Raw genomic sequence first — 12,632 nt, forward strand, 5'->3', positions numbered from 1 at the left:
GGCCCTCACCACCACCGCCATGACCGGCGCCGCCGGTGAGGCCACCCGCCCGCTCATGGTCTCCGCCGCCGACCCCCGACACCCATCGGCCTGTCCGCCCTGCCAGACCAGTAGGACGCCCCCGCCCTCCCCCTCCCGACCGCGCGGAGCACGCCAGTGATCACCCGCACCACCTGCATCACCTTCGACTACGGCGGCACCCTGAGCGACCTCTACGCGCACCCGGACCCCGAGCTGGGCATGCGCCCCGTCACCGCGGAGGCCATCGACACGGTCCGGGCGCTGGCGGGTCAGGGCTACCGGCTGGTGCTGCTGTCCAACACCGGCCCCAGCCAGGACCGGACCCGCGCGCTGGACCGCGCCGGGGTCCTGGATGTGTTCACCGCACTGCTGCAATCCCACCAAACGGGGATTCTCAAGCCTGACCCGCTCGCCTACGCCGCGGTCTGCCACGCCGCCGGGTGCCCGCCCGAGCAGGTGATGGTGGTTGGCGACAACTACACCAACGACGTCGCCGGCCCCCTCGCCTACGGCATGCGCGCCGCCGTGCTGCGGCCCGGCGGACTCGGCCCAGACGAACACCTGCCCTACGGCCTCCACCTGCTCCGCCGCCTCACCGACCTCCCCCCGCTGCTCGCCCGTGAACGCCAGGGGCACCGCCCATGAGACACCCGCGCCGCCCCGAGCCAGACGCCCACCCAGCTCGCCCCCCTCGGGCATCGGTCGACCCAGGTCGCAAGCCGCGCTGCGACGCGCCCGGCTTGCGCACCCCGCTGCCGAGGCCCTGCGGTGCGGGGTTGGCGAGGCCAAGGCCGATGACCACCAGCGCCGACGCCTTAGCCGCGCTCAGGCACCGCGCCGTGCACCGCGCCATCGTCCATGCCGTGGTCGATGTCCCCCTCCCCGCTGGTGGGGGCACGGAGGCGGCATGGCCGGAGGCTCGCTGGTCGCCGAACCGGTCGCGCGCGGCCCGCCGAATGCGGGCCACGCCCACCCAACCTGTTCACTTGGGCCGTCGGCGACCCGCGTGCCCGGCGCGTCCAGCGCGTCCGGCGTGCGCTGACACCAGTCGGCGCGCGCTGGCACGGTCGTCCCCTTTTTGGTCCATGGGTGCGCCCGGCCGTGGTTCCCGCGGTCGGGCACGCCCGGGGTCCCGTTTCGCACCGTTTCGCATCACCGATGTCAAAGGGAGCCTGTTTCGTGGTCGCCACAGCGAACGCGGGTGTTGAGCCGCCGGGTGGGGTGGGCCGGTGAGGGCGGTGGGGTTGCTGCCGCACCAGCGGGAGGCGGTCGGGAAGGCGGTGCGTGCGCTGGCGGGCGGCGGGCGGGCGCAGCTGCTGTCGCCGTGCGGGACGGGCAAGACCATCACCGCCTCAGCGGTGGATGAGGAGCTGGCCGCCGCTGGGCGGACGTTGGTGACCGTGCCGACGCTGGAGTTGGCCGCCCAGACCCTGCGCGAATGGCGGAGCAAAGGCGGCCGGTCCCTGGGTACCGTCGTGGTGGCGTGCTCGGATCCGGCGGTGCTGACCGGCCGTGAGGTCGAGCTGGACACGGCGGCGGTGGTCACCACCAGCCCGGAGCAGATCGCGGCCGCCGGCGCGGTGCCCGGCCGGGTCACGATGGTCTCCACCTACGACAGCGCGCCCATGGTGGCCGCCGCGCACACAAATCACGATCTGCCCGCATGGGACCTGCTGGTGGTCGATGAGGCGCACCGGACCGTCGGCGCGCCCGGCCGCCCATGGAGCGTGGTGCACCACGACGCCCAGATCCCGGCGCTGCGGCGTCTCTATATGACCGCCACCCCGCGGATCTCGGGGACCTCTGATTCCGACACCGTCGCGATGGACGACCACCAGGTGTTCGGGCCGGTGTGCTCCCGGATGAGTTTCGGCACCGCCATCAGCCGGGGGCTGCTGGCGGACTACCGGCTGGTCGTGGCGGTGGTCACCAACCAGCAGGTGCTCGCGGCGGTCGATCCGGCGTCGGCGATCTTCTGGCAGGTCGGCCGGGCCGGTGTGCGGCCCGACACCCTGGCGGTGCAGGTCGCGGTGCTGCGGGCGATGGGCGAGTTCGACATCCGCCGCGCGATCAGCTTCCACCCCCGCATCCAGGACGCGCGGATGTGGTCGATCGTGCTCCCGCAGGCCACCGGCCTGGTTCCCGAGGGGCCGCAGCAGGTGTGGACCGCGCATCTGGAGGCCGAGCACACCGGCGCCGAACGCCGCCGTGTGCTGGCCCGGCTGGGCAGGGCCGGGGACGAGGTGTGCCTGGTGGCCAACGCCCGGGTGCTCACCGAGGGCGTGGACGTGCCCGCCGTCGACGGTGTGGTGTTCACCTCCGCCAACGCCTCGCCGGTGGACACCGTCCAGGCCATCGGCCGTGCGCTGCGCACCGGCGGCGTCACCGGCAAGGTCGCCTCGATCATCGTCCCGCTGCTGGTCGGCGACGGCGAGGACCCGCACCAGGCGGCGCTGCGCTCGGACTGGGCACCGGTATGGCGAGTGGTGCGGGCGCTGCGCGACCACGACGAACGCCTGGAGACCGCTCTGACCGACCTGCGCCGCGGCCAAGGAGCCCGCGTGCCGGCGCCGGACGGCGAACCGGCCCGGGAACTGCCGCGCTGGTTCCAGGTGCGCGGCATCCCCGTCCCCCCCGATTTCGCGGACGCCATCACCGTCCGCGCGGTCGAGGCCACCACTCCCAAATGGGAGGTCTACTACGGCGCCCTCAAAGCCTTCCGCGACCGGCACGGCCACCTGGACCTACCCCGACATCACCAGGTGCGGGCCGGGGCCCTGGACCTGGACGTGGGCGACTTCGTCAGTTGGATGCGGACCTACAAACGGCGCGGCGAGCTCTCCCGTGAACGCGAGAAGCTCCTTGACGCGATCGGCATGGTCTGGAACGCCCAAGATCTCCGCTGGGAACGCAAGTACGCCCTCGCGGCCGCGTTCTACCGCGAACACGGCCACCTGCTCATCCCCGACAGCCATGTCGCCGCCGACCAGGACGGCAAAGAACACAAGCTCGGAAAATGGATCAGCGTACAGCGCCAATACTGGGCCGATGGCCGGATCCGCCCAGCCCGGAAGAACAAGCTCGACACGATCGGCATGATCTGGGAGGTTCAGGAACACCTTTGGGAGCAGGGCTACGACGAAGCTAAAGCTTTTGTCCGCCGCAACGGAAATCTGCAGGTCGGAATCGACTACCAGTCGCCGCGCAGCGGTTATCCGCTCGGGAAATGGCTCTACACCCAAAGCCGCCAGCTCACCGATGGGGTCCTTCCGCAGAAAAGGCGCCGCAGACTCGACGCCCTCGACCCCGGCTGGGCCCGCAGGCCGCCCCGACGACGCCCGGCCGGGAAGACGTCACGGTGAGCGGCCACGCCACCCACGAGCACGGCCGCGCCGCGATCCGCGCCGCCCTCAGGCGCCCGGATCTGGCTCCCGCCCCCGCCCCGCCGACCGTCGATCGCATCTGGGCCTACATCGAGGCGAACTTCGCTGCACCGATCGGGGTAGGCGACATCGCCGCAGGTGCGGGGCTGGGAGTCCGGCAGCTCCAGATCACCTGCAAGGCGCACTTCGGCCTGTCCCCGCTGCAACTGCTACGTGAGGTGCGGCTGCAACTCGCCCACCACCTGCTGGCCCACCGCAAGCGCGCGCCCAGCACCGGGGCCATCACCCAGGTCGCCGAGTCCGTCGGCTACACCGACCTGACCCGGTTCGGGCTGCACTACCGGCGCCGGTTCGGCGAACCCCCCTCCCAGACGCTGAGGGCTCTGGTCCCCTCGCCCGCCCGGACGGCGCCGCGGCGGGTGGCGATGGACCGCTACCGGACGGCCGCCGGATTGCTCGCGGCGCCGGTCCCCCCACCCAACGGTTGCCAGTCGCCCGCACCCGAGCGGGAGTGGGACCGGCTCGACACCGAGTTCACGCAGGTGCGTGCCGACGCCGAGTTGGGCGCGCTGTTCGAGCTGCCCGCCGGGACCGAGCTGCTGCGCCGCCGTTTCGTCTCCCACACCGGCGGCGAGGCACAGCAGATCGCGGTCAGCTTCCTGCCGTGGTCCCTGGTCTCGGGCACTCCCGTCGCCGATCCGGCGTGCGAGCCGCGGCCGGGCGGAACGCTCGCGCAGCTCACCCACCTCGGGCACCCGCCGACCCGGGTGCAGGAGACCGTCCGCTCCCGCATGCCCACCCTGTTGGAGGCTCAGACGCTGCGGCTGCCCGGCGGCGTCCCGGTCCTGGCGGTCACGCGGCGGATGATCTCCCACGGCGCCGCAGTGGAGGTGTGCGACCGCGTGCTGCCCGCCGACCGCGTCGTCCTGGACTACTCCATCGACCTCTGACGTCCCGCCTCCGGCCCCGCCCGGGGCGCCGGAGTGAACCGCCCCAACCAGAAGGGATCCCCGTCTTCGTGACCGCACCCATCGAGCCCGCACCCCAGGACCGCTACACCACCCTGAGCGCCCCCGAGCAGCGCGCCTACCGGCTGCTCCCCCTGGTCCCCGGCCCCTACCTCACCCCCGCTGCGGCCGGTGCCGCGCTGCGCACCGGCCCCGCCACCACCGACCGGCTGCTCGACGCGCTCCACCAGGCCGCGCTGCTGGACCGGCTGCCCGGCGGCGAGCCTGAGGTCCGGTGGCGGATGCCCGAAGACGTCGCCGAGCACGCCGCCTCCCTCCCCGACCCCGACGGACCGGACCCGGACGGGCCGGACGGGCCGCTCGCCGTGCTCGCACGCACTGTCCGCTCCCGGCTGGTGCGGGCCGCGCGGCTGGACCGCGTGATCGCCCCCGGCCGCCGCCGCTACGCCCCCGCATTCGGAGCGGAGGCCGACCCCCGCGCCGACGTCGACTCCGACATCGGCGCGGGTGACGAGCGGCGCGCGGTCCGGCGCGTCCAGCAGATCCTCCAGGAGCTGCTCGCCGACCAGGCGGCCGCGTCCGCGGCCGGGCTGCACCACCTGGCCTGGCAACATGGCGACGTGCTGTGGGGGTTCCTGCGGCTCACCAAGCCCTACGCGGAGTGGGGCCGCGTCTGCGAGATCGCGTTGGACTCGGCCGGGCGGTGCGGTGACCCGGGCGCCCTGGCCCGCATCCACCTGCTCGCGGGCCTGCGCGCGCGCCGCGCCGGAGACCTCGCCGGAGCCTTGGACCACCACCAGGCCGCCGTCCGCGCCGCACGGCGGGCCGGTGACGGCCTGACGGAAGCCGCCTGCGCCGAGCACCACGGCGCCACCCTGATCGAGATGGGCGAGCACGACCAGGCGTTGCGGATCCTCACCGAGGGCTGGGAGCTGTACCGGGTACTGCCGCCGCACCCGCGCGGGAAGGCCCTGCTCCAACGCCAGCTCGGCATCGCCCACAGCCTGGCCGACCAGCACGACCAGGCCGACCAGCACTTCGCCGCCGCCCAGCAGACCTTCACCGGACTCGGCGAGCCCTACCTGCTGGCCCGGCTATCGACCAACCGGGCCGAGACCGCCCTCCGGGTCGGCGCACCCGACCGGGCGCTGGCGCACCTGAACCGCGCCGCCGAACACCTCCCCCACCGCACCGGGTCCGACGCCGCCTACCTGGAGGTCCTGCGGGCCACCGCCGAAGCCGACGCAGGCGACCCGGACACCGCCCGCCAGACCCTGGACCGCGCCCGGCACCTGTCCGAGGGTCTGCCCGAGAGGCACCCGACCATCGCCCTGGGACGCCAGTTGGCTGATCGGCTCCGCGTCGCCCCTGAAAGCCAGTCGTCGCAGGACCCGGCCGATCGCAACCCCCGCCACCGGCGATGATCCATGAGCCAGGAGGGGCCTCCCACCTTCGGGAGGGCGGCCCCCTCCCCTGCCGGCGCGGCCAATCGTCGCCCTCGGGAGACCCGGCGGCGCCCTGAGCTCGGCCGTCGGTGCCACTCTGTGTGGCCGCCCGAGTTCCAGGGTCACCTCCGGCGGCCGCTGATCCGGCTGGCGGCCTCGTGATCTATCGAGTCCAGTTGCCTCCTCCCCGGGACCCGCCCCGCAGCCAGGGGCTTCGGAGAGGTGGGGCTGTACCGCCCGAGACCGCACCGCGGCATGTCACAGGCCGCATGTCGGGACGACCGCTGCCCTCTGCCCGACGCGGTCGTTAGAACCGAGTGGTGGCGTCGGTCTTGGCTACCTTGCGCACTTGCTCGGCTGAAACTCCCTCGCTTCCGCGCAGGTCCGCGCCACGCAGGTCCGCGTCGTTCAGGATGGCGCCGCGCAGGTCCGCGCCGCGCAGGTCCGCGTCGTTCAGGATGGCGCCGCGCAGGTCCGCGCCGTTCAGGTTTGCACTGCGCAGGTAAGCACCGATCAGGTGAGCACCGAACAGGTCCGCGTCGCGTAGCTCCGCGCCGCCCAGGTCCGCGAGGTCCAGGGTCGCGCCGCGCAGCTTCGCGGCGTACAGGTTCGCGCCGGGCAGCCTAGCGTTGTACAGAGACGCGCGAGTCAGGTCCGCGCGGGTCAGGTCCGCGCCGCCTAGATTCGCTCCGATCACTCTTCCGAGGTCATCGGATTCCTTCGGGAATCGGGCGTTCGGGACGCGGACGTTGTGCAGGTCGAGTTCTGCCGAGCTGGGTGGATCGGCAGTGCGGCGAGCTAGGACGATGAGCGCCGCGTCGACGTCAGTGTCGGGCTCCCTCGGGAGCTTTGAGGTCTTAGTGCTGGGACCTGGGTCGTGTTCGCGAACGAATGCGGCCAAGACGTCGCGGATGGTGAGGCGGTCGCGGGGCGAATCTGCGGCGATGCGTTCCAGGGCGTAGATGGCGCCGGTGCGGACCTCTCGCTTGGACGAGCCGAGCTGTTCGACGGCTTTGGTGTAGCGGTCGGTGACTTGTCCTTGCCGGGTGGTGTCCAGGGTGCGGGCGGTGTAGAGCAGCCCGGCCGCGGTGAACACCACACCGACGATCACCACCAGGCCGGTGACCGACTGCATCAGCGCCGAGCGGGCGTGGTTGACCGCCTCGACCCGCTCGGCCGGCGACAGCGTGCTGCGTTCGGCCGCGGTCAGTTCGGTACGTTCTCCCGACAGCCGCCGCGCCGCCGGACCCAGCAGCCCCCACATCGCCAGGGCCGCGGCACCGGTCACCGCGCCCCCGCCCAGCAGCCACCGCGCCGTGTCCGAGGGCGCCCACACCAGCGCGCCCCACAAGGCCGCGAGCACCCCCAGCGCCAGTAATGCCGCCACCACATCTGCCGTCTTCGGTCGCTGCATCATCGTCCCTCGTGCCCGGCATCACCCGTGTTCTCGCCAATTAGACCCCTCCGCCAGTTCCAGCGGTTCACCCTCAAGCGGCCCGTGATGCCTCCGTTAGCCGCAGCCCAGGACGATCACCCCTCAAAGCACTGCTGCCGCGAAACGATCTGATGCTTTCCGGCGGCCGTTGGGCCCTCACCGCACGGTTCACCAGAACCGCTTGCCCGGAGCTGGCTGCGATGATGAACACGACGCCGTGGGTGTTCAGTGGTAGGCGGCCACGGCGGCGAAGTACAAACCGAGCGCGGTGGCGGCCGCGCCGGCGCCGGTGAGGACCGCGTGGGCGGTGCCGGCGCCGGTGCGGCGGGCGGTGAAAGCTGCGGCGGTGGCCAGGTGCAGGGCGATCGACAGGGCCAGCAGCAGGGACAGGATCTGGACCGGGTTCATCAGGTCTCCCCTCGTGTGGTGCCCGACCCCCGGCGGGCGGGGGCGCTGATGGGGACGAGGTTTGCTGTCCAGTGGGGTGTCCTGCTGCGGTCAGGTGGCGGGGTGGACACCTTCCCTGAGGGCGGCTGGTGACAGGCTTGGGGTGGCACCACGGCAGCGGGTCACCGGGCGGGTGTCCGGTAGGTGTCTGGACGGTCCTGCTCGGGCGGGCCGGGCTCGGACAAGGAGTGGAATGGCGGCTGCGGATCTAAAACCGGATCGACATTCACGCCTGAGCGCGCTGCTGGGCGAGTTGGCGGAGTTTCGCACCCTCGCCTTGGAGGGGGAGCCGTCGGACCGGGCTCTGGCCAGGGTCGCCGGGGTCAGCCCGACCACCGTGGGCACGTGGCTGCGCGGCGGCGCCTTCCCCCAGCAGATCGACCCTGTCATCACGATCGTGGAAGCGGTCCGGGCGCACGCTCACCGGACCGGGCGGGCCGGTAAGGCAACCGGGCTCTGGGACCTCCAGCGGTGGCGCGAAGCGCACTTCGCCGAGGCCCAGCGGCGCGCCGGGGCCACCGGCCAGGCCGTGCAGGCGGCGCAGGCGCAGGCGGTGGTGGAGGCGGCGCGGCCGGGTACGCCGCTGGAACAGGTGACCGATCCGTTCGCGGTGGAGGTGCACCGGCCGATCACCGTCGACGGCGCCACCACCGGGCTGCTTCCGCCCTATGTGCGGCGCGAGCACGACGAGCGGCTGGACCGGGTGGTCGCCCGGGTGCTGGACGGTGCCAGTGCGGTGACGGTGCTGGTGGCCGGGTCGTCGGCGGGCAAGACCCGCGCATGCTGGGAGGCGTTGAAGCCGCTGCGGCGGGCGGGCGGGTGGCGGTTGTGGCACCCCTATGACCCGACCCGGCCCGAGGCGGCGCTGCAGGAGCTGGACCGGGTCGGACCACGCACCGTGGTGTGGTTGAACGAGACCCAGGACTACCTGGGCGGCGAGGCCGGAGAACGGGTCGCGGCCAAGCTCCGCGCCCTGCTGACCGATGCCTCCCGGGGGCCGGTGCTGGTGCTGGGCACCCTGTGGCCCGAACACCACGCCGCCCTTACTGGCCGTCCCGGGTCGCAGGTGCGGCAGGTACTGGGCGGCGCGGTCATCGGGGTGCCCGGCACCTTCACCGGCATCGACCTGGCCGCCTTGGGGCAGACCGCCAGTACTGACCGACGGCTGGCCGAGGCGATCGAGCACGCTGAGGACGGCCATGTCACCCAGTACCTGGCGGGTGGGCCGGAACTGCTGGAGCGGCTCGCCACCGCCGACCCGGCGGCCAAGGCGGTCATGTGGGCGGCGATGGACGCCCGCCGCCTGGGCCACCGCAACGCCCTACCCCTGCCCCTACTGGAGCAGGCCGCACCGGCCTACCTCACCGACCTGCAGCACGACCAGCTCGGCGAAGACTGGCTCGAACAAGCCCTGGCCTACACCTCCCGCCCCTGCAAAGGCGCCCGGGGGCCGCTCACCCGGATCCGCCCCCGCCCCTCCCGCACCGCCCCTTCCCGCCGCGCACGCGACCGCCATTCCAATCCGGACGAAGACCACGGGAACGTGCCGGTGTACCGGCTGGCCGACTACCTCGACCAGCATGCTCGCGACACCCGCGCCGACCAGATCCCGCCCATCGGCTTCTGGGTCGCCGCAGCCGCCCACGCCCACCCCGGCGACCAGCACACACTCGGGCACGCCGCTCGGGCCCGCGGCCTGTACCGCGACGCCGCCCAACTCCACAAGAACGCCACCACCCACGGCAACCCCCACGCGGCAGCCGCGCTCGTGGACCACCTGCACGCGGTGCACCCGGCCGACCACCGCCCCGCCGACTACGCCCTCGCGCACCTCGCCTTCGACGACCCGGGCGCCGTCGACCGCCTTCTGTACCGATTGCGGGAGATCGGGGCGCAGGAGCAGGTGGCGGCGCTGGCCGACCTGATCGTCGCGCACGCCGCCATCGACGACCCGGACGGCGTCGCCACATTCTTAGACTCGCTGCAGAGGGCCAGGGTGGAGGAGCAGGTGGCGGCGCTGGCCGACCGAGCCGCCGCGCACACCGCCCTCGACGACCCGGGCGCCGTCGACCGCCTTCTGTACCGATTGCGGGAGATCGGGGCGCAGGAGCAGGTGGCGGCGCTGGCCGACCGGGTCGTCGCGCACGCCGCCATCGCCGGCCCGGGCGCCGTCGCCAGCTTGCTGGACCGGTTGCGGCTGGTCGGCGCGCAGGAGCAGGCGGTGGCGCTGGCCGACCTGATCGTCGCGCACGCCGCCCTTGACGACCCGCACGAGGTCGCTCACCTGCTGCGTCGGTTGCGGTGGATCGGAGCGGACGAGCAGGTGGTGGCGCTGATGGGCCGCGACCCCGCCGCACACGTTGCGCTCGGCGACTCAGACGCCGTTGCCCACCTGCTGGTCGGCTTATGGGAGATCGGAGCGCAGGAGCAGGTGGCCGCGCTGGTGGCTCGTGACCCCGCCGCGCACGTCGCACTGGAGAACTCGGCCGCCATCACGTTCATGCTGAGCCAGCTTCGGACGGTCGGGGCCGATGGGCAGGTGGTCGCACTCGCCGACCGGGTCCTCGCGCACACCGCCGTGGACAACCCGTCCGCCGTCGCGTCCCTGCTAAAGGGGTTGTGGAATGTCGGCGCGCACGGGCAGATTGCCGCGCTGCTGGCCCGCTCCCCCGCCACACACGTCGCCTTGGACGACCCGATCGCCATCGGCTTCCTGCTGCACATGCTGCAGGTGGTCAGGGCGGATGAGCAGCTGGTCGCGCTGGCCGACCGGGCCGTCGCGCACACCGCCCTCGACAACCCCTCCGCCGTCCCTGCGTTGCTGGGCCGGTTGTGGAAGGCCGGGGCGCAGGGGCAGGCGGTCGCGCTGGCCGACCGTGCCGCCCCACGCGTCGCCGTCAACAACCCCTACAGTGTCGCCGACCTGCTGGGCCAGCTGTGGCAGATCGGCGCCCACGAGCAGATGGCCGCACTGGCCGATCGGGGCCTCGCGTGCACCGCCCTCCACTACCCGCGCAGCATCACCGACGTGCTGGACCGGTTGCGGCAGATCAGCGCGGACGGGGAGGTGACCGTGCTGGTGGCCGACCGGGTCGCCGCGAACCTCGCTGTCGAGGACCCGGACGGCGTCGCGTCCGTGCTGGGCCGGTTGTGGAAGGCCGGGGCGCAGGAGCAGGCGGTCGCGCTGGCCGACCGTGCCGCCCCACGCGTCGCCCTCGACAACCCGCACCACGTCGCCGACCTGTTGAAGCGGTTGCAGGAGATCGGCGCGCACAAGCAGGCAGTGGCGCTGGCCGACCGAGCCGCCGCACACACCGCCCTCCACGACCCGATCGCCGTCGCGTCCCTGCTGGGCCGGTTCCGGGAGATCGGGGCACAGGGACAGATCGCCGCGCTGGTGGCCCACGACCCCGCCGCGCACGCCGCCGTCGACTACCCCTACGGCGTCGACCGGCTGTTGGAGCAGTTGCAGGAGATCGGCGCGCACAAGCAGGCGCTGGCGCTGGCCGACCGAGCCGCCGCACACACCGCCCTCGACAACCCGCACCACGTCGCCGACCTGGTGGAGCGGTTGCGGGAGATCGGGGCGCAGGAGCAGGTGGCGGCGCTGGCCGACCGGGTCGTCGCACATGCCGCCATCGCCGGCCCGGGCGCCGTCGCCAGCTTGCTGGACCGGTTGTGGCTGGTCGGCGCGCGGGAGCAGGCGGTGGCGCTGGCCGACCGGTTGCCTGCCGTGGGCATGTTCGCTGAGTTTTTGCAGATCGCTGATCACCGTGTGCGGTATCGATTCGGGCGGACTCCCGACGGACGTCCCGCTCACCGGTGGGGATGGGAGAACCTGGAGTGACACGGTCCCAGAGTCTCCGGCGACGCCGTGGTCATCTGCAGCCCGCCCTGCAGGTGAAAGAGCGACTCGTGCCAGGGAAGGCGAGATGCACGACCACTAGCCCAACTCGGGGATCCCCATCGGCAGCCATGCCGAGACCCACAAGCTCAATCACCGTGCCCATGTACTCGCCTGGCCGCTTCGCCACCTGTCCATCCTCAGCCGCTCCATCCTCGGCAGCCCCCGAAGCCGCCGGGGCGAGGCGAAACTATCGAGCGCTGGCGGCGTGGCGGCTGGTGACCGACATATACCCGTGCGCAGTCATCTCAGCAGCGGCTCCAGCAGGTGGGGGTGCTCGGCGTTGTCGAAGATCACCAGCCACCGGTCGTGGGCGGCCAGCCGCGCCAGTGCCCACGCGGCGGCCTCGGGGCGGGGGGCCTGCACGGCGGCCGAGCCCAGCGGTGTGCATAACGCCCAGCGCAGCTCGCCCAGCCCCGCCCGCCCGTCCTGGGCGGTCTCGGCGATCAGCCACCACACCAACCGGCACTCATCGCGGTGCCGGTCGGCGAACTGCAACGCCACCTCGCTCTTGCCGACACCGCCCCACCCCGCCACCACCTGCACGACCGGCCACGGCGCTTCGGCCTGCAGCGTCCGCCGCAGCTCATCGAGCACCAGGTCGCGGCCGACAAACACCCGCGCGGGACGGCGCTGCAACCAAACCCGGTCAGCCCATGCGCGAGCACCTGCGCCACCGGCGGCAGATCGGGCGCTGCTGCACGGTGATGCCGCCGATGTCGCGGGCCTGAATCACCGGGCCAGCCGCTCGGCCATGGAACAGGTTGGCGCTCTTGTCCACCTGGTCAGCTCCGATGATGGATGAGGGATCGGCGCTCACGTTACGAGCCCAACCGCCCGGAGTACCGGGGTCGGGGCACCCGGACCGCTTTGGGCCGCCACCGGTCACGACTCAAGGTGGAGTCAGGAGTGGCGGTGGTCACTGAAAGGGTTCACTAACGAGGAGGACTCGGGCGCGTTGTTCGGCGGCGGCGCGTTCGCGTCGCGGTGGAGCAGAAGTCGGACCATGCCACATGGCATTCATCGAAC

General features: G+C 72.7%; 9 protein-coding genes. 5 read left to right on the top strand and 4 right to left on the bottom strand.

Features of this window, described 5'->3' with window-relative positions; all coding sequences use genetic code 11:
* The first annotated feature begins 156 nt into the window (after nt 1-156).
* The 4 genes from GNZ18_RS34525 (at nt 157) to GNZ18_RS34540 (ending at nt 5,796) form a co-directional block, all read left to right on the top strand.
* Nucleotides 157-666, top strand: coding sequence for an HAD family hydrolase (locus GNZ18_RS34525; protein ID WP_156220839.1), 510 nt, complete (start codon nt 157-159; stop codon nt 664-666).
* 584 nt (nt 667-1,250) lie between these two features.
* The gene (locus GNZ18_RS34530; protein ID WP_156220840.1) at nt 1,251-3,383 is read left to right on the top strand and encodes a DEAD/DEAH box helicase; all 2,133 of its coding nucleotides are present in this window, start codon (nt 1,251-1,253) and stop codon (nt 3,381-3,383) included.
* Nucleotides 3,380-4,354: a helix-turn-helix domain-containing protein gene (locus GNZ18_RS34535; protein WP_173390980.1), complete on the top strand. Its 975-nt coding sequence runs from the start codon at nt 3,380-3,382 to the stop codon at nt 4,352-4,354. Before GNZ18_RS34530 ends, GNZ18_RS34535 begins: the two co-directional genes overlap by 4 nt.
* 68 nt (nt 4,355-4,422) lie before the next feature.
* The gene (locus GNZ18_RS34540) at nt 4,423-5,796 is read left to right on the top strand and encodes a hypothetical protein (protein WP_156220842.1); all 1,374 of its coding nucleotides are present in this window, start codon (nt 4,423-4,425) and stop codon (nt 5,794-5,796) included.
* 328 nt (nt 5,797-6,124) lie between these two features.
* On the opposite strand, the gene GNZ18_RS34545 is transcribed toward GNZ18_RS34540, so the two are convergent.
* Entirely contained in the window at nt 6,125-7,234 is a 1,110-nt protein-coding gene (locus GNZ18_RS34545) for a pentapeptide repeat-containing protein (protein ID WP_156220843.1), read from the bottom strand.
* Nucleotides 7,235-7,477: 243 nt separating this feature from the next.
* Entirely contained in the window at nt 7,478-7,660 is a 183-nt protein-coding gene (locus tag GNZ18_RS34550) for a hypothetical protein (protein WP_156220844.1), read from the bottom strand.
* A gap of 292 nt (nt 7,661-7,952) precedes the next feature.
* On the opposite strand from GNZ18_RS34550, the gene GNZ18_RS34555 reads away from it, so the two are divergent.
* Entirely contained in the window at nt 7,953-11,546 is a 3,594-nt protein-coding gene (locus GNZ18_RS34555; protein ID WP_156220845.1) for a hypothetical protein, read from the top strand.
* A 300-nt stretch (nt 11,547-11,846) separates the two neighbouring features.
* On the opposite strand, the gene GNZ18_RS34560 is transcribed toward GNZ18_RS34555, so the two are convergent.
* Both GNZ18_RS34560 and GNZ18_RS34565 read right to left on the bottom strand, forming a co-directional pair.
* Nucleotides 11,847-12,242, bottom strand: a complete 396-nt coding sequence (locus GNZ18_RS34560) for a hypothetical protein (RefSeq protein ID WP_156220846.1) — start codon at nt 12,240-12,242, stop codon at nt 11,847-11,849.
* A 10-nt stretch (nt 12,243-12,252) separates the two neighbouring features.
* Nucleotides 12,253-12,423, bottom strand: a complete 171-nt coding sequence (locus GNZ18_RS34565; RefSeq protein ID WP_156220847.1) for a hypothetical protein — start codon at nt 12,421-12,423, stop codon at nt 12,253-12,255.
* Nucleotides 12,424-12,632 lie beyond the last annotated feature (209 nt).

This window comes from Actinomadura litoris (genome assembly GCF_009733595.1).
Taxonomy (GTDB): Bacteria; Actinomycetota; Actinomycetes; order Streptosporangiales; family Streptosporangiaceae; genus Spirillospora; species Spirillospora litoris.